Origin of the sequence: Martinezella lusitana, from assembly GCF_010668395.1 — a bacterium.
Lineage (GTDB): Bacteria > Pseudomonadota > Alphaproteobacteria > Rhizobiales > Rhizobiaceae > Rhizobium > Rhizobium lusitanum_A.
On the sequence record NZ_WUEY01000019.1, the window covers coordinates 1 to 17,414 of the forward strand.

Here is a 17,414-nt window from a genome sequence, read left to right on the forward strand (position 1 = left end):
TCTTTGCCGGCCCGTCGACGCGCTACTGTCCGGCCGGCGTCTACGAATGGGTAGAGAAGGACGGCAAGGAGACCTACGTCATCAACGCCCAGAACTGCGTCCACTGCAAGACCTGCGACATCAAGGACCCCAACCAGAACATCAACTGGGTCCCACCGCAGGGCGGCGAGGGACCAGTCTATCCGAATATGTGAGGGGTCAGATGCTTGATTCCCGCATCTGATGGCGCAACCTTCTCACCAGTCCGGAGAGATCGGCCAGAGCTTTTCCGCTTTTCCTCGAATCGCAAAAACGCTCTATCCTTTTGTTTTTACGCAAGGCCGCACGGAGCAAGCAAAACATCCGCGGACCAACGGTTAAGGTCGAGCGAATGAACCGGTGCAAGTGCTCGACGAAGGAGCCTGAAAGGTTTGGGCTCGATCCGAACCATCAGATGCCGGAACCTCTGGTTTGCATCCTGCCAGACGCGGAACCTGCTCCGGCGGCTATCGTTGGCATCGAGTAGAAATGGACGTGCTCTGGGTTACTCGATCATCGCATCTACGCCGTCTTCGGCGGCGACCGGAATGCCGACGGCGGTGAGATTGTCGTAGGCTTTCGCCAGCACGCGCATGGCAACCTCGATATCGGCGCTGCTAACGCCGTCCAAGGCGTCGCAATTGGCATTGATCGCTGCCTGGAGCGCCGGCTCCTCCATCCGCCGACCCTTCTCCGTCAGCGAAATGATGTATTTGCGCTTGTCGCTGGAATGCCGGCGGCGGGTGACGAGACCTATGGCGAGAAGCGCACGGACGGCAATGACCATGGCGGGGCCGGCGATGCCGGATTTCTGGGCGAGTTCCACCTGGGTCAACCCATCGCTGTACCAGAGTGTGCGCAGGGCATACCATTGGCCAAGCGTGATGCCGAGCGGGGCGATCCGCGCACCGAGGTCGCGCTGGATCAGCCGGTTGACATGGCGCAGGCTGTTGCCGAAGCTCTGCGACATCGGCAGGATCGACGGCGTCTTGATCTCGGACATGTCCTGCTCCGTGGCCTTGGGCTTGCTATCCGCCATTTTGCTCCTACCGGGCCGTTGGTTTGCCAGATCGCGCTTTTGTCTGGTGCCTAGACTCTATTGCTCGCCAAGGCAAGCAAAGCCGCTGGCCGGCACATATTTTAAACCTAAACAAATTGCGCCGACTATCTTGTCGGACGGTCGGAAACGCGCTAGCTTAAAATCGTTCATATATTAACGAACGTCTTTTTGGCTAGGTCGGCGTGCTTCTTCTGTTCCCGTGATGACCACCATTTTCCATGACGGTCCGCGGCAGCAATCGGGCGACGGCTCCCCATCGAGACGACAAGGGGAACGACATCATGAGATCCATCTTCCGCTTCGTGGCATCCGCGGCCGCGGGCCTTGTTCTCAGCGGCACCAGTCTCTACGCCGCCGATCCGATCAAGATCGGCTTCGTCATGTCCTATAGCGGCTGGTTCCAGCCGATCGACGCCAGCACCGTCAACGGCGCGCTGCTGGCGGTAAAGGAAATCAATGCGGCCGGCGGCGTGCTGGGCAGTCAGATCCAGGTCGAGACCTTCGACAACAAGTCCGAGCCGGCACTCGGCGCCGACGGCGCGACCGAGATGGTCAGCAAGGGCGTCAAGGCGATGCTCTTCCCGAGCGACTTCGACTTCGGCGCGCCCGGCGCCTTCATCGCCCAGCAGAACAATATCATTGCGCTTTCGGGCGCTTCCGACCCGAAGTTCGGCGTCACCGGCATCGGTCCCTACGCCTATTCGATTTCGAATGCAGCGCAGGCCCAGGGCGCGCTCCTGGCCGAGTGGGCCTTCCAGAAGCAGGGCTGGAAATCGGCCTATGTCCTGCTGGACAACACCATTTCCTTCACCAAGTCGCTCTGTGGCAGCTTCAGCCAGCGCTGGAAGGAGCTTGCCGGCGACAAGGCCCTCCTCGGCGACGACACCTTCCTGAACAACGACCCGAGCATCGCCGCTCAGGCCACGCGGATCAACAACCTGCCCGCCAAGCCGGACTTCATCGTCGTCTGCTCCTATGCCCCCGGCGGTCCGAGCGCCATTCGCCAGCTACGCGAAGCAGGCTTGAACCAGCCGGTCCTGACCGGCGAGTCCATGGACGGCGACTACTGGGCCGGCACCGTGCCGAACCTCAGCAATTTCTACGTCGCCGACTACGGCTCGGTCTATGGCGACGATCCCGATCCGACCGTCAACGACTTCTTCAAGCGCTATCAGGCCGAATACAAGCAGCGCTCCGACGCCTCCTATTCCTTGCGCGGCTACTCGCTGATCCAGGCTTGGGCAAAGGCGGCGCAGAAGGCAGGCTCCTTCGATGCCGACAAGGTCGCCGCCGTCCTCGACACGTTCAAGGACGAGAAGCTCGTGATCGGCCCGACGACCTACACGCCGGAACTCCACATCGAAACGAGCCGCCCGATGACGATCGTCCAAAGCCAGGGTGGCAAGTTCTCCGCCGTCGGCAAGTTCTCCGCCACGACCGTGCATCTGGATTAGGCTGGACGGCAGGCAATGCAACTCAGCGCAACTGACATCAGCGTGCGTTTTGCCGGCGTCAGTGCCATCGACAAGGTATCGATGGCACTCGACCGCGGCGAAATCCTCGGACTGATCGGCCCGAACGGCGCCGGCAAGACGACCATGGTCAACGTTCTCAGCGGCTTCCAGAAGCCGCGCGAAGGGAGGGTTGCGATCGAGAGCGTGGACTGCGCCGGCCGCTCGGCCGCCTGGTTCTCGCGCCACGGCGTGGTACGGACCTTCCAGGCCGTGCGGCTCTTTAAGGATCTGACCATCAGCGAAAACATCGAGGCCAGCCTCAGCAGCCTTGGCATCAGCCGCTTTCGCGCCCGCCGCAGGGCTGCCGAGATGCTCGACTACATGGGCATCGGCGACAAGGCCGATCGTCGCGGCGGAACGTTGAGCTATGGCGACGAGCGGCGCGTCGGCATCGCCCGCGCCCTGGCGCTCGCCCCGAAATTTCTGCTGCTGGACGAGCCGGCGGCCGGACTGAACATCGGCGAGGCGGAATCGCTCGCCGACCTCATCCGCCGCATCCAGGGCGATTTTTCCTGCGGCGTGCTGCTGATCGAGCACAACATGACTTTGGTCATGACCATCTGCCGGCGCCTGCACGTCATGGCAAGCGGCCGCACCATCGCGACCGGCACCCCGGCCGAGGTGCTGGCCGACCCGCAATTCAAGTCCGCCTATCTCGGCACGGGGGCAGCATGACGGCGACCTCCTCTCCCCTTCTGGCGATCGAGGATCTTTTTGTCCGCTATGGCCGTATTGCCGCCCTTTCGGGCGTCCGGCTCCATGTCGACGAGGGCGAAGTGGTTTCGATCGTCGGACCCAACGGCGCCGGCAAGTCCTCGCTGCTCGGCGCCATCGCCGGTCTCGTCCAGCCGGCCGGTGGAAGCATCACCTTTGCCGGTGAGCCAATCACGCCGCGCGGGCTGGAGCGCACCGTGCGCCGCGGCATCGCGCTGGTCCCGGAGGGACGGCATGTCTTCGGCGGCCTGAGCGTCCTCGAAAACCTGACCCTTGGCGCGACCGTCCGCAGCGACCACAACCAGGTCAAGGCGGAGATAGCCCGCTTCTTCGACATTTTCCCGATCCTCGGCGAACGCCGCAACGAAGCCGCCGGGCGGCTGTCCGGGGGCGAGCAGCAGATGCTCGTCATCGCCCGCGCCCTGCTTGCGAAGCCTCGGCTGCTAATGCTCGACGAACCGTCGCTCGGCCTGGCGCCGAAGGTGACCGATCGGGTCTACGAACTGCTGGCGGAAATCCGCGCTCAGGGCGTCACCATTCTTGTCGTCGAGCAGAACGCGCCGCGGGCGCTGAAAGCGGCGGACCGGACCTATGTGCTGAACGGCGGCCGTGTCCGGCTTGCCGGCGCGTCGGCGGCGCTCGCCGCCGATCCGGATTTCGAAGCCGCCTATTTCGGCCTGCGCACGGAGGCGGCACGCTGATGCAGATAATCATCCAGGTTCTGGTCGATGCCTTCAGCCTCGGCGGCCTCTACGCCCTCACCGCACTCGGCATCGGCCTCATCTTCAGCGTGATGCGGCTTGCCAATTTCGCCCATGCGGAATTCGTCACCGTCGCCGCCTATGTGCTCTTTGCACTCTCCGGCCAGCCGATCGTCATCGGCATCGCCGCTTCGGTGCTGGTCACACTGGCGCTGGCCGTTTTGACCGAGCGGCTCGCCTTCCGGCCGCTGCGCAATGCCGATCCGGCGACCATGCTGATTTCTTCCTTTTCCGTCAGCATGTTTCTGCAGCGGCTTCTCGTGTTCCTGGTCGGCTCGCGCATCAAGACGCTCGATCCCCTGCCGATGCTCGGCCAGGCCGTGACGATCGGCGGTGTGCAGGTCAGTTCCCTGAAGCTCGTCACCATTCTCGCCTGCGCCGTGCTGCTTGCGGCTCTTACCCTGTTTCTCAAGAAGACCCGCTTCGGCCTGCAGATGCGCGCGGCGGCGGAGAATTTCACGATGTCCCGGCTCGTCGGCGTGCGCGCCAATGCCGTCATCGCCGCCGCCTTTGCGCTGAGCGGCGTCCTGGCGGCGGTCGTCGCCTTGCTCTTTGCGGCGCAGACCGGCTTCGTGCAGCCGCGTTTCGGCGTGCAGCTCGTCATCATCGCCTTCGTCGCGACGGTCATCGGCGGCCTCGGCAATCTGCTCGGCGCGGCCGTCGGCGGCTTTCTCGTCGGCGTCGTGTCGATCCTGCTGCAGGCCTTCCTGCCGCCGGAACTCAGGCCCTTCCGCGAGGCCTTCCTGTTCGTCGTGGTCATCCTGGTGTTGCTGGTGCGTCCGCAGGGGCTTTTTCCGGCACGCGGCCTGAAGGAGCGCGTATGATGAACGAGCTGATACGCGATATCCTCCGGCGCATCGGACCGCTGATCGCATTGATCGCATTCGTGCTCCTCATCACCTGGCTTGCCGGCTTTGCGGGCATCGTACTGCAGCGGCGCGTGACCTTCGGCCTCGTCAACCTGGTCGCGGTCGTGGGTCTCTATATCTATATGGGCAATTCCGGATTGCTGAATTTCAGCGCAGTCGGCTTCATGGCAATCGGCGCCTATACGTCCGCGCTGCTGACCATGCTGCCGACGATGAAGCACACCTTCCTGCCCGGCCTGCCGCCTTGGCTGGCGGCGGCGCATGTGCCGCCGCTCGCGGGCGCCTTTGCCGGCGGCGGCGTCGCCGCCATCGTCGCGCTCATCGTTGGCTGGCCGCTGATGCGCCTGACCGGGATTGCCGTCGGCATCGCGACGCTGTCGTTGCTGATCATCGTCTATATCGTGCTCGGCAACTGGACGGACGTCACCGGCGGCCAGCAGTCTCTCATGGGCCTCCCGGCCTATGTCGGGCTGTGGACCGCTGGTCTGTTTGCCGCCGGCGCCATCCTCGTCGCCTTCGTTTACCAGGAGACACGTTTCGCCATCGCGCTCAGGGCTGCCCGCGAGGACGAAGTGGCCGCGCGCGCCAGCGGCGTGCATGTGCTGCGCGAGCGGCTGACAGCTTTCGTGCTGGCAAGCTTCGTTTCCGGCGTCGGCGGCGCCCTCTTCGGCCATTTTCTCGGCACACTGAGGGTCGAGAGCTTCTATCTCGACCCGACCTTCCTGTTCATCTCCATGCTTGTCGTCGGCGGAATGCGCAGCCTGACCGGCGCCGTCGTCGGCACGCTGGTGATTTCCGTTCTGACGGAGCTTTTGCGGCTGGCCGAAGCCGGCGTGTCCCTGCCCTTCACCGCGACGACGATCGCGGCTCCCGCGGGGTCGGGCGACGTGATTCTGGCCGCGCTCACACTGCTCATCATCCTCTTCCGGCCGCAGGGCATCACTGCCGGCCGGGAGATTTCCCTTGCCTTTTCAAGGCGCCGGGCCGTCCGAAAGCCCGCACCGCCCGCATCCTAAGAAAAAGAGGACCGGCCATGACCGAAACCGCCAACATTCCGCCCGCGCCGATCGTCGATGCCTCGGCACCGAAAGAGATCGCCGACGGCATCTTTATCATCGAGGATCACCGCATTCCGCTCGTACCCAATATCGGCATCGTCCTCGGCACCCACTCCGCCATGGTGGTCGACAGCGGCATGGGCCGGGCGAACGGCGAAGCGGTGCTTGCCGCCGCCCGAAAGCTCGCCGGCGATCGGAAGCTTTATCTGACCATCACTCATTTTCATCCCGAGCACGGCTATGGCGCGGAGCCTTTCAAGGGGGCAGCCGAGATCGTCTACAATCGGGCGCAGGCTGAAGAACTCGCGGCCAAGGGCGAGGCTTATCTCGGCATGTTCAAAGGCATGGGCCCAGCAGTGGCGGCCACACTTGAGAACACCAGGCTCGTCGAAGCCGACACGCTCTATGACGGCACCGAACACACAGTCGATCTCGGCGGCCGCACGGTCCTTCTGAAGACCTGGGGCCAGGCGCATACGCAGGCCGATCAGGTCGTCTTCCTGCCGACGGAAAAAATTCTCTTCACCGGCGATCTTGCCGAGGAAAAGACCTTTCCGATCTTCCCCTGGTTTCCGCCGCACGACATGGACATCGATGCGGGCAATTGGCTGCAGGCCTTGGGCGACTGCATCGCCTGGAATCCCTCCATCGTCGTGCCTGGCCACGGCGATCTCCGCGGCAGCGACATCCTTATCGACGTGCGCGACTATATCCGCGACGTCGGCGCGCGCGTCGCAATGGCCAGGGCGGCCGGGAGAGACGAAGGCGAAATGGTCGAGACGCTCGCGCCCGAGATCAGGGCCAAGCATGCGGACTGGCATTTCCCGGAATGGATCGATTTCGCCATCCGCTATTTTGCCGCGCAGCAGCAGTAGGAGCAAGACAATGCGCACCGTATTGGTCGCCATGCACTATCAGAACGAAGTCCTGCATGCGGCCGGCAAGATCAAGGTCGGCATGGCCGAGGATGCGGACAACCGCAGCGCCGTCGTCGCCCATGCCGGCCGCCTTCTGGGCTTTGCCCGTGACAACGGCATTCCCGTCGTCTCGGTGCGCATCGCCTTTCGTGCCGACCACGCCGACGTCATCCAGAACTGCCCGATCTTTCGCAACGTCGTCGCCGGCAAGGCGATGGTGGACGGCAGCTGGGGGGCCGAATTCCACGAGGGGCTCGAGCCCCTCGCCGGCGAATTCGTCGTCAAGCACAGCCGCGTCAATGCCTTCTACGGCTCGCAGCTCGAAGAGGTTCTCCGCACCTTGAAGGCCGAACGGCTGATCATGGCGGGCGTCGCCACCAACTCGGTCGTCCTCACCTCCGTCGCCTGCGCCGCCGACATGGGCTACGAGGTCATCGTCGTCGCCGACGCCTGCTCCTCCGGCCGCGCCGACCTGCACGAATCGTCGCTGGAAAACATGAAACTGGTGGCAGACGTCATTTCACTAGACCGCCTCATCGAGCTAACCACACACTAGAACTAACAGGAGTGCATGTTCTCGAACCAACTCGGACCGTTGTTTCGGTAACGGCGGATGCCTTAATCCTTTATGACGATATCCAACGCGTTCAAAAACTGGTCGTTTTCCGCGACGGATCCCACACTCACGCGAATGAACGTGGTGTATCCAGTCTGTTTCCAGGGCTTCACGATAACCCCGGCCGCCAGAAGCTGCTCCGCGAATATGGAGGCATCCGTTTCACAATCGAAGAAAACAAAATTTCCTTTGGATGGCGCGACCTTCAGACCTCTCTTCATCAACGCTGAACTGAGACGTGCCCTTTCCGATATGGCAAGTGCGACCGTTCGCGCGAGATGATCTTCGTCGCCGAGGGCGGCGATGGCAGCAGCCTGAGCTATCGAATTGGTATTGAATGGCGTCCTGACACGGTTCAAAAAATCGCAAAATCCCGCGTTCGAGGTAACCCCGAATCCGATCCTCAGTCCTGCCAGACCATACGCCTTTGAGAAGGTGCGCAGGATAACCCAGCTTTTGTTGCTCGATTTCAGTATGTCCATCGTCGCCGGATAGTCGTCACCAGAGGCGTATTCGGCATAAGCCTCGTCGATAACGAGTAGCGTGTCGTCGTCGATAGCGTCGAGAAATCGTTTGAAGTCATCCTGCCCGAGCCATGATCCGACCGGATTCATGGGATTTGCAAACAACATCATACGCGGTTTGCGATGAGCGGCAGCGATCAATCCAGCAATATCGATCGATAAATCCGGCAGGATTTCGATCCGCTCCACCTTTCCGCCCATAACGGCCGTGTAGTCCTCATGCAGCGGAAACGACGGGTAAAGAGTGGTCACAATATCATTGGGCCGGACCACCGCCTTGCAAATGACTGCAATCAGGTCCTCCGAGCCGTTGCCGAGGATGATACGGGAGGCGTCGATTCCGAAGCGCTCCGACAGTGCTTCGCATAATGCTCTCCCTTTGGGATCGGGGTAAAGGCGGAGCAGATCTTGCAGATCCTGCTGGAACAACAATGCGTTGGGTGATGCGCCGAGCGGGTTTTCGTTCGAAGCAAGTTTAGCGATCACCGCCGGTCGATAGCGCTCGCGCACCTCGTTCAAAGTCAGTCCGGAATTGTAAGGCGGTATTTCGGCGACCTCGTCGCGAATGTGTCTTTTGCTGTCCGACATCGTTTGCCCCTTTCTTCGGTGAGAGAAAGCATAAGAAGGAAAACTTCTTTTGTCGATACATGTATAGACAACACCGATTGGACGTGTTTTGATTGCGAAAAAATAAGGGGATCACAATGGCAAAAGCAATGTTCGATCTTTCAGGTAAGGTGGCGGTGGTGACCGGCGCCAGTCGCGGATTGGGGCAGTGGATCGCCGTTTCGCTTGCGGAGGCGGGTGCCGACCTTTGCATCACTGCCCGCGACGAAAAATCCTTGGCCGATACGAAGCAAAAGATCGAGGCCGTCGGCCGGTCTTGCGTAACGAGCGCCCAGGACGTGACAGACGTTTCCTCCATTGACGCAACGCTGGCGAGGTTCGCGACCATCAGCGGTGCGATCGATATTTTGGTCAACAACGCCGGCTATGAGGAAGTTTCGCCGTCCTTCGACGTCGATGAGCAGCTCTGGGATAGAATTATCGGCACCAATCTCAAGGGAGCTTTCTTTTGGTCGCAGGCGGCGGCCCGGACGATGGCAACGCAGCCGGAAGGCGGTAGCATCATCAACCTGTGCTCGCTGACCTCCTATGTCGGCATTCCAACCGCCGTTCCTTATGGCTCTTCGAAATCCGGTTTGCTTGGCATGACCAGGGCGCTTTCGGCGGAATGGGCGCAATACGGAATCCGGGTCAACGCAATCGCGCCAGGCTATTTTCGCACAACGATGACAGAGGGCTTTTACCAGGACGAGGACTGGGCAGCGAAAATGCTCGACAAGATTCCCCAGAAGAGATTTGGCAGGGAATCCGACATCGGCGGTGCGGTTGTCTTTTTGGCAAGCAGCGCGTCTGGCTATATTACCGGTCAATGCCTTCCAGTCGACGGTGGCTTTCTGGCTTCCATCTGAAAAAAGCAAATGAGGCTTGACAGGGTGGGTTTGATGTTATTGTCTATAGATGTATAGACATCTATAGACAAATAAAAAACGGGAACGAAGTCGTAGACTTCCTGGGATCTGGCCGGATAACCATCCGGTATCCTTGATGCAAATAGTCTGTAGGGACATGCGTTGGCGAGCAGGAACTGTGCCGCCTCCCGGCATCCCTTGCAGGAAAGATGGATCGTTGCGCGGCAAACGCGACGACGGTTGCGGCTATCTGCGCCTTTGCGCACCAACAGGGATGTGAGCAATGACCAATGTCACCTTTCATGAATATTCCAGGCTCGGACCGGACGAAAAGGCCGCGCTGCTGAGACGATCGGAAACGGACATTTCCGGCTTCATGGAGAAGGTGGCGCCGATCCTGGACGCCGTGCGCACGGAAGGTGATCGTGCTGTCGCCCGTTTCGGCCGCGAACTCGACAAGGCTGACGTCACGGAAGCGACCCTGAAGGTGACAGAAAGTGAATTCGACGAGGCGTTCAAGCTCGTCAGCGAGGACGTTGTCGAAGCCATCACCTTCGGGATTGACAATATCCGTCGCTTTCACGAGGAGCAGAAGCCCGAGGCGATGTGGCTGAAGGAAATCAAGCCGGGCGCTTTCGCGGGCGACCGTTTCACACCGATCAAGTCGGTGGCGCTCTACGTCCCGCGCGGCAAGGGATCCTTTCCCTCGGTCACGATGATGACCTCGGTGCCAGCCGTGGTCGCAGGGGTTCCCAATCTTGCGATTGTCACACCCCCTGCCCCGGATGGTCGCGTCGATGCGGCAACACTCGTGGCGGCACGTCTGGCCGGTGTCGAAACTGTCTATAAGGTTGGCGGCGCGCAGGCCGTTGCGGCCGTCGCCTATGGAACGGAAACGATCAAGCCGGCCCTGAAGATTGTCGGACCCGGAAGCCCCTGGGTCGTCGCGGCGAAACGCAGTCTGGCCGGTATCATCGATACCGGCCTTCCGGCTGGTCCCTCTGAAGCCATGATCTTTGCCGACGACACCGTCCATGGCGGGCTGGCAGCCCTTGATCTGCTGATCGAGGCCGAACACGGGCCGGACTCTTCCGCATACCTTGTCACCCACAGCCGGCGGGTAGCAGAAGAGGCCCTTGCCGCACTGCCCGAGCATTGGTCGCGGATGACCGAACAGCGAGTCCAGTTCTCAAGCGCCGTCCTTTCCGGCAAATCGGGCGGCATCGTGCTGACGTCGTCGATCGAGGAAAGCTACGACTTCGTCAACGCCTATGCGCCGGAGCATCTCGAAATCCTGTCGCAGGATGCCTTTGCTCATCTCGGCCACATCACCGAGGCCGCAGAAATTCTCCTGGGACCTTATACGCCCGTCAGTATTGCCAACTTCTGCCTTGGCCCGAACGCGGTCCTGCCGACCAGCCGTTGGGCACGCACCTATGGTCCATTGTCGGTCACCGATTTCGTCAAGCGTAGTTCGATCGGATATGTGACGGCACCGGCCTATCCCGAGTTTGCCAAGCGCGCTCACAAGCTGGCAGAGTACGAAGGTTTCTCGTCGCATGCCCATGCCGTCTCCGCGGTGCGAGACGCCTATCTTCCGAAACGGAGTTGAACCAATGAGGGCCGTGCGGCTTTACGATGCTCTCGACCTTAGGGTCGAGGACATCGAAACTCCAGGCCCGCCGCCGACGGGCTACGTGACGATCGATGTTCGCGCGGCGGGAATCTGCGGCTCGGACGTTCACAACTTCCGGACCGGTCAGTGGATCAGCAGGCGTCCGTCGATAGCCGGCCACGAGTTCTGTGGCCGTGTTTCCGCTGTCGGCGCCGGTGTCGAAAATCTCGCGATCGGCGATCTCGTCGCAGCCGACTCTCGTTTCTACTGTGGTCAGTGCGACGCCTGCACATCCGGGCGCACCAATGTCTGTGAACATCTGGGTTTCGTTGGCGAGGTCTGCGACGGTGGCTTTGCGGAACGGACGAACCTGCCTGCCCGTCTGGTATTCAAGCACGAGCCTTCGCTGGAACCGGCGGTCGCGGCGATGGCCGAACCTCTGGCCGTCGCGCTTCATGCTGTCCGCCGACTTGATCCGCCGCCTGGCGAGCCGATCCTTCTTATCGGTTGCGGAACGATCGGTGGCCTCTGCGGGCTGTTGCTTGCGCACCTTCATGACGGGAAATTGATGTTCTCCGATCTCAACGCCGATCGCGCCGCGATGGTTGCCGAGATTTGTGGCGGTTCCGCAATAGAGCTGGACAAGGCGGCTCTCGGCGGGAAACGTCTTCGCTATGCGGTGGACGCTACCGGGAGCACGAAAGCCATCGCAAAAGGAATAGAACTCCTTGACGGCGGCGGCGCCTTCGCTCTCGTGGGTATCAGCCACGAAAAAATCCATCTCGACCCGAACGTGCTTGTCGAGCGGGAGATCGCCTTGCTTGGCTGCCACGCTTTCGAAAGCGAATTCGCCGACGCTATCGCGCTATTGCCAAAGCTGCAGTCCTCGCTGCTGCAGTTTAGCGAGGTCCTGACTTCGCTGGATGAGGTTCCTGACGCCTATCGCCGCTTGATGGACGGTCGTTCAAGCAAACTGAAAACGATCATCCGGATAGCCGATTGATCAAGCACACGCCTCGGCGTGAGACGGAGAAGGAATTGCCCGGTCTTTCGAATACCGCGCTGCCACTTTACGAGAAGATCAAGGACTTCGTCCTCGACAACATCGGAAATGGCAATTGGCCGCAGAACGAGAAGGTCCCGTCTGAGCACGAGTTGATGTCAACGCTCGGCGTCTCTCGAATGACGGTCCACCGCGCGCTTCGTGAATTGACGGCCGAAGGTCACCTGCGCCGCGTTCAGGGGGTCGGCACATTCGTTTCTCCTCCCAAGGCGCAGTCAACCCTGATTGAGATCAGCAACATCGTCAGCGAGATCAAGGCGCGCGGGAGCAGGTATCGCGCGGAGGTGATCACTCTGGAACGGATAAAGCGACCCGATCAAGCCCTTCTCGCCTCCTTCGAATTCAAAAAGGCGCAACCCGTAGAGCATTCGCTGATCGTTCACTACGAAAACGACGTACCGGTCCAGCTGGAGGAGCGTTACGTTAATCCGGAACTGGTCAAGAACTATCTCGACCAGGATTTCACGTCGGCCGCGACATATGACTACCTGCAGCACAGCACCCCCTTGACCGAGGTAGAACACCTGATCAGCGCCGTTCCCGCCACCGAACGCCATGCTCGGCTTTTGCACATTCGCGAGCATGACAGTTGTCTGGTCCTCAACCGCAAGACCTGGACGGGCCAAACGGTGGCAACCGTCAATACCTTCACCTATGTCGGCAGCCGCTACACGCTTGGAAGCAGGTATCTGCCGCCGGCAAAATAACAAGCCTGGATTGGATCAAACGATGGCCCAACAAAACAGTCGGACGGCAGCGATCCGCGAATATGCCAAGCGGCGTGACGGCAGCGCCGAAGCCTTGCTGACCGATCTCTTGCGGGATCTCTTTCAAGTCGACGCCCGCCATTTGGCGATCAACCATGACCAGTACAGTCTCAACTCGCTGAACGGCTTCTTCGAGGCCGGCGGAAAGCCGTACTTCTTCAAGTTCCACCAGGAGGAAAACGAGGAGGAAATGAGCGGCGAATATTATCGGGCGGATATTCTTGCCAAGGCCGGTCTTCCTGTCGATCAGCCGGTTATGATGTCGACACTTCCTGGCGAACAGATTCTCGTCTACCGCCGCAGGACAGATCCACGCTTCTCAGACGTTCTGCGGGAACTCGACGGGCTCGGAGATCAATCGGCAATCAGTCAGGCCGTAGACGCAGAACGCCGCCTCAACGAGGCAGTGCTGGCGGTATATTTGGAGACGCTTCACCCCGTCACGCCCGAACAGGTCATGCGCGAGCCGGTTCATAGGCTGTTTTACGACCGGCTCGTGACCGCGCCGCAGGGATCCTATCCCGGCGGCCGCCTTGCAAGCTACTACGTCGGCAAGGACTTCCAGTTTCCCGGAGCAGCCCTTTCCTGGGATGAGCTTTCTCGCGCCCGTTTCGTCATCAACGGCATCGAATACCGTGAAACGCTCGGCCAGTTATTCGACGCCTCCCATGAGCGGCTAGCCCCGGCACGGCTTGCCGATGGCGGCGGCGTAACGGCGCATGGAGATGCGCACAATGCCAACGTCTGGTTTGAACGGCAGCCCAATGGCGCCACTCTTTCCTTCTTCGATCCGGCATTTGCGGGCGAGCACATCCCGACCCTTCTTGCCGAAGTCAAGACCACGTTCCACAATATGCTTGCGCATCCGTACTGGCTTTATGATCCCGGCCTTGCCGAACAGACCTTCAACGCGACAGCGAGCTTCGACGACGGACGTCTCCTTGTGGATTTCGACTGGACGCTGAGCCCGGTCCGCGCGGCGCTCCTCGAGACGAAAGCGCAGTCGATGTGGAAGCCGCTATTGGCAGCTCTCAAGCAAAAGAGCCTGCTCCCGGCGGACTGGCGGCGGGTCGTTCGCCTTGGACTTTTCCTGTGCCCGACACTCGTCATGAACCTCAGAGCAGGTGCTGCAAACCATAATCCAACCTCGTCGCTGATCGGCCTGTCGATCTCGACGATGGTTGGTTCTGAACCGGTTTCGGGAGCGGATCTGATGACCCGGTTCCTCGACGCTATTGACCCCGACAGGTGAGACTATGACGGTCGTCAATATCGATGATCTGCGAGAAGCAGCCAGCCGGCGATTGCCGAAGCTGTTCTTCGACTATATCGATGGTGGCTCGTTCGCCGAGGAGACCTATCGGCGAAACCGGGAGGATTTTTCGCAACTCTCATTGCGCCAGACAGTCCTTGCCGACAGTGCGGAGCCGGATCTTTCCACCGATTATCTCGGTCATCGCCATGCGCTTCCCTTCATGCTCGGCCCGGTCGGCTTCCTCGGCCTCTACTCCCGAAACGGCGAACAAAAGGCGGCACGGGCTGCCGATGCCGCACGCATTCCCTTCGCCCTTTCGACTTTTTCGATCGCCTCACTGGCGGAGGTGCGTCGGGCGTCGAGCGGGATCCTGCACTTCCAGCTCTATGTCCTCGACGATCACGAGCTCGGAGAGCAATTTTTGCGCGCGGCGGAGGATGCCGGCGCGGAAGCGCTCTATGTGACCGTAGACACAGCGATCACCGCTATTCGCGAACGGGATGTGCGAAACGGTTTCCGATCGCTGACGCGCGTCTCGCCGCGCCTCTTCGCCAGCTTATGCGGGAAGCCAGCCTGGTTGTTCGACATCGCCCAAGGCGGGATGCCATCCGTAAAGGCGGTCGAGCATCGCCCGGATTTCGGATCCGGAGCACTCGAACAGGCCGCCAACCTCTCTCGGCGTATCGACAAACGCCTGGCCTGGCATGATATCGCCCGTCTTCGCGATCGTTGGAAACGGAAGCTCGTCATCAAGGGCATCCTGTCCCCGGACGACGCCGAAAAGGCGAAGGCAATCGGTGTCGACGGTGCGGTGATCTCAAACCATGGCGGCCGGCAACTGGATGGCGCGACGAGCACCATATCCGCATTGCCCGGGATACGGGCAGCGGTTGGACCTGACTTCACGTTGATGCTGGATGGCGGGATCCGAAGGGGAAGCGATATCATCAAGGCGCTTGGATCAGGTGCGGACGGCGTCATGCTGGGACGTGCGTATACTTACGGTCTCGCAGCGGCAGGCCAATCGGGGGTGGCTCAGGCTATCGAGATCCTTCGCCAAGAAATCTCGATCACCTTGACGCTCATGGGGTGCGGATCGATCGGCGAACTCAAAAGCAAAGGCCCGCACTTTGTCTTGAAAACGAAACCGTCAGCGTGAGAGGAGATCGCCCACGAAACACTCTAACCTGTATGGATACGCCCACCATAGAGCTTGATGTTCGGGCGTGAAACTTGAAATGATGCAACGCTAAACCATTCGCTGAACTATCAAAAAGAGGGGTTCCAATGAACTACAAATCCATCAGCAAGCAGTTTTCCCGCGCAGCACTCGCACTCGGTATCGTCGGCATCCTCGCCGCGCCCCAGGCAAACGCGCAGGACCAGATCCCGTCGAAGCCCGAGGCAGGCGCCTTCAAGATCGGCATCGAGCCTTGGCTCGGCTATGGCCAGTGGCATGTCGCCGCGGACAAGGGCCTCTTCAAGAAGGTCGGTCTCGACGACGTCCAGATTGTCAACTTTAGCGAAGATAAGGACATCAACGCAGCCCTTGCCAGTGGCCAGCTTGATGCGGCCAATATCGCCACGCACACGGCCATGGGCATGGTTGCCGCCGGTTTGCCCGTGAAGATCGTCTCCCTCCTCGATTTCAGCCTGAAGGCTGACGCAATCCTCGCAGGCCCTGACGTCAAGAGCGTCGCCGATCTGAAAGGCAAGAACATCGCCTTCGAGGAAGGAACGACCAGCGACATTCTGTTGAACTACGCCCTTGCCAGCAACGGCATGACCATCAACGACATCGTCAAGGTCCCGATGCCCGCGGCGGACGCCGGCACGGCACTGATCGCCGGTCGTGTTCCGATCGCAGTCACCTACGAGCCCTATATTTCCACAGCGCTTGCTCAGAACAAAGACATCAAGCTGCTATTTGAAGCCGGCAAGGATCCGGGTCTCGTATCCGACGTTCTGGTCGTCCGCGAAGATGTCCTGAAACAGAAGCCGGGGCAGGTCCTGGCCATGATCAAAGCCTGGGACGCGGCCCTTGCCGACTATAAGGCCAACACGGACGCAGACCGCGCCGTCATCGCCAAGGCAGTCGGCGCCACCCCGGATGATCTGAAGACGGCATTCGATGGCGTTCAGTACTATAGTTCCGCGGAAGCCTCCAAGGCTTTCGATGGCGATTTCAAGACCAAGACCTTCGCCGATGTACTGAAGGCGGCCAAGCAGGCCGGCCTCGTTACCCAGGATGTTTCCGCCGACAGCATGATCGACGCATCCTTCGTCAACGCCGCCAACAAGTGACCTCAGGCTCCAATGGGACTGTAATGTCTAGCTCCGAACTGTCTTCAACACCAAAACAAGGACCCCGCGCGCGTTCGCGCGCGGGTGTCGGCAGGCCACCAAGTGCCTTTCGCATCGGTGATCCGATAAGCGGCCAGGCTTTCTTCCTCATCGCTGTCGCGGTCTTCCTGGTTCTGTTTGCGATTTGGTGGCTTTCCACCGCCACCGGCTGGGTGAAGCCGATCTTCCTGCCCTCCCCCGCAGCCGTGTGGACGAAAATGGTCGAGCTTGCCATGGACGGCACGCTTTGGACGGATGCTGCGATCAGCATCTATCGCATGCTTGTCGGCTTTCTCATCGCATCTGCGTTGGCGATCCCGATCGGTATCATGATCGGCTGTTTCAAGACCTGGGAAGCAGCGATCGAGCCTTTCGTCGACTTTGTTCGCTATATGCCGGTTGTGGCATTCGTACCCCTGACCATTTTGTGGGCCGGAACGAGCGACATACAGAAATTCGTCATCATCTTCATCGGGACCTTCTTCCAGCAGGTGCTGATGGTGATGGATAGCGTCAAGCGCGTCCCATCCGATTTCGTTGGTCTCGGTCGCACGCTTGGCATGTCGGAAACCAGGATCCTCCACCGCATCGTGCTGCCGTCCGCACTCCCAGGAATATGGGACACGTTGCGCATCAGTCTCGGCTGGGCCTGGACCTGGCTCGTACTTGCCGAGCTCGTGGCAGCGACCTCGGGTCTGGGCTATCGCATCGTCGTGTCACAGCGTTATTTTCAGACGCAGACGATCATCGGATACATCCTGCTCCTCGGCTTGCTTGGTCTGATCACCGACCAGAGCATGAAGGCCCTTGAGCGCGTCTTCTTCCGCTATGCTTCGAGGCATTGA

At 60.6% G+C, this 17,414-nt stretch carries 18 protein-coding genes; 16 read left to right on the forward strand and 2 right to left on the reverse strand.

The genetic code is table 11. The annotated features are described in order from the left end of the window. The coding region (locus GR212_RS28425) for a 4Fe-4S dicluster domain-containing protein (protein WP_204326804.1) at positions 1 to 194 on the forward strand (194 nt) is incomplete at its 5' end. A gap of 329 nt (positions 195 to 523) precedes the next feature. On the opposite strand, the gene GR212_RS28430 is transcribed toward GR212_RS28425, so the two are convergent. Then, a complete protein-coding gene (locus GR212_RS28430) occupies positions 524 to 1,057 on the reverse strand; it encodes a MarR family winged helix-turn-helix transcriptional regulator (protein ID WP_163991856.1) in 534 nt (177 codons plus the stop codon). Positions 1,058 to 1,359: 302 nt separating this feature from the next. On the opposite strand from GR212_RS28430, the gene GR212_RS28435 reads away from it, so the two are divergent. From GR212_RS28435 to GR212_RS28465, 7 genes are read left to right on the forward strand one after another with little or no spacing between them, the layout of a single operon-like run. Next, positions 1,360 to 2,532: an ABC transporter substrate-binding protein gene (locus tag GR212_RS28435; protein ID WP_163991858.1), complete on the forward strand. Its 1,173-nt coding sequence runs from the start codon at positions 1,360 to 1,362 to the stop codon at positions 2,530 to 2,532. A gap of 15 nt (positions 2,533 to 2,547) precedes the next feature. After that, positions 2,548 to 3,267: an ABC transporter ATP-binding protein gene (locus GR212_RS28440; protein ID WP_163991860.1), complete on the forward strand. Its 720-nt coding sequence runs from the start codon at positions 2,548 to 2,550 to the stop codon at positions 3,265 to 3,267. Further along, on the forward strand, positions 3,264 to 4,007 hold the full coding sequence (locus GR212_RS28445) for an ABC transporter ATP-binding protein (RefSeq protein WP_163991862.1): 744 nt from the start codon (positions 3,264 to 3,266) through the stop codon (positions 4,005 to 4,007). The genes GR212_RS28440 and GR212_RS28445 overlap by 4 nt, the downstream gene beginning before the upstream one ends. Further along, on the forward strand, positions 4,007 to 4,891 hold the full coding sequence (locus GR212_RS28450; protein ID WP_163991864.1) for a branched-chain amino acid ABC transporter permease: 885 nt from the start codon (positions 4,007 to 4,009) through the stop codon (positions 4,889 to 4,891). Before GR212_RS28445 ends, GR212_RS28450 begins: the two co-directional genes overlap by 1 nt. After that, positions 4,888 to 5,952, forward strand: a complete 1,065-nt coding sequence (locus GR212_RS28455; protein ID WP_163991866.1) for a branched-chain amino acid ABC transporter permease — start codon at positions 4,888 to 4,890, stop codon at positions 5,950 to 5,952. Before GR212_RS28450 ends, GR212_RS28455 begins: the two co-directional genes overlap by 4 nt. 17 nt (positions 5,953 to 5,969) lie before the next feature. Beyond that, the gene (locus GR212_RS28460) at positions 5,970 to 6,869 is read left to right on the forward strand and encodes an MBL fold metallo-hydrolase (RefSeq protein ID WP_163991867.1); all 900 of its coding nucleotides are present in this window, start codon (positions 5,970 to 5,972) and stop codon (positions 6,867 to 6,869) included. A gap of 10 nt (positions 6,870 to 6,879) precedes the next feature. After that, positions 6,880 to 7,467: a cysteine hydrolase family protein gene (locus GR212_RS28465; protein WP_163991870.1), complete on the forward strand. Its 588-nt coding sequence runs from the start codon at positions 6,880 to 6,882 to the stop codon at positions 7,465 to 7,467. A gap of 62 nt (positions 7,468 to 7,529) precedes the next feature. On the opposite strand, the gene GR212_RS28470 is transcribed toward GR212_RS28465, so the two are convergent. Then, positions 7,530 to 8,639 carry a histidinol-phosphate transaminase gene (locus GR212_RS28470; protein ID WP_163991872.1) on the reverse strand — a complete coding sequence of 370 codons (1,110 nt, stop codon included), beginning with the start codon at positions 8,637 to 8,639 and terminating at the stop codon, positions 7,530 to 7,532. A gap of 116 nt (positions 8,640 to 8,755) precedes the next feature. Between GR212_RS28470 and GR212_RS28475 the strand changes: the two genes are divergently transcribed. From GR212_RS28475 to GR212_RS28510, 8 genes are all read left to right on the forward strand, one after another. Continuing rightward, positions 8,756 to 9,526: an SDR family NAD(P)-dependent oxidoreductase gene (locus GR212_RS28475; protein ID WP_163991874.1), complete on the forward strand. Its 771-nt coding sequence runs from the start codon at positions 8,756 to 8,758 to the stop codon at positions 9,524 to 9,526. Between the two features lie 283 nt (positions 9,527 to 9,809). Continuing rightward, positions 9,810 to 11,138 (forward strand): histidinol dehydrogenase, encoded by a 1,329-nt coding sequence (gene hisD / locus GR212_RS28480; protein WP_163991875.1) that lies wholly within the window; start codon positions 9,810 to 9,812, stop codon positions 11,136 to 11,138. Between the two features lie 4 nt (positions 11,139 to 11,142). After that, entirely contained in the window at positions 11,143 to 12,144 is a 1,002-nt protein-coding gene (locus GR212_RS28485) for a zinc-dependent alcohol dehydrogenase (RefSeq protein ID WP_163991877.1), read from the forward strand. 35 nt (positions 12,145 to 12,179) lie between these two features. Then, positions 12,180 to 12,911: a histidine utilization repressor gene (gene hutC, locus GR212_RS28490; protein ID WP_163992046.1), complete on the forward strand. Its 732-nt coding sequence runs from the start codon at positions 12,180 to 12,182 to the stop codon at positions 12,909 to 12,911. A gap of 22 nt (positions 12,912 to 12,933) precedes the next feature. Next, positions 12,934 to 14,223, forward strand: a complete 1,290-nt coding sequence (locus tag GR212_RS28495; protein WP_163991879.1) for a hypothetical protein — start codon at positions 12,934 to 12,936, stop codon at positions 14,221 to 14,223. Between the two features lie 4 nt (positions 14,224 to 14,227). Further along, positions 14,228 to 15,385, forward strand: coding sequence for an alpha-hydroxy acid oxidase (locus tag GR212_RS28500; protein ID WP_163991882.1), 1,158 nt, complete (start codon positions 14,228 to 14,230; stop codon positions 15,383 to 15,385). A gap of 128 nt (positions 15,386 to 15,513) precedes the next feature. Beyond that, entirely contained in the window at positions 15,514 to 16,530 is a 1,017-nt protein-coding gene (locus tag GR212_RS28505; RefSeq protein ID WP_163991884.1) for an ABC transporter substrate-binding protein, read from the forward strand. Positions 16,531 to 16,553: 23 nt separating this feature from the next. Next, positions 16,554 to 17,414: an ABC transporter permease gene (locus GR212_RS28510; RefSeq protein ID WP_163991886.1), complete on the forward strand. Its 861-nt coding sequence runs from the start codon at positions 16,554 to 16,556 to the stop codon at positions 17,412 to 17,414.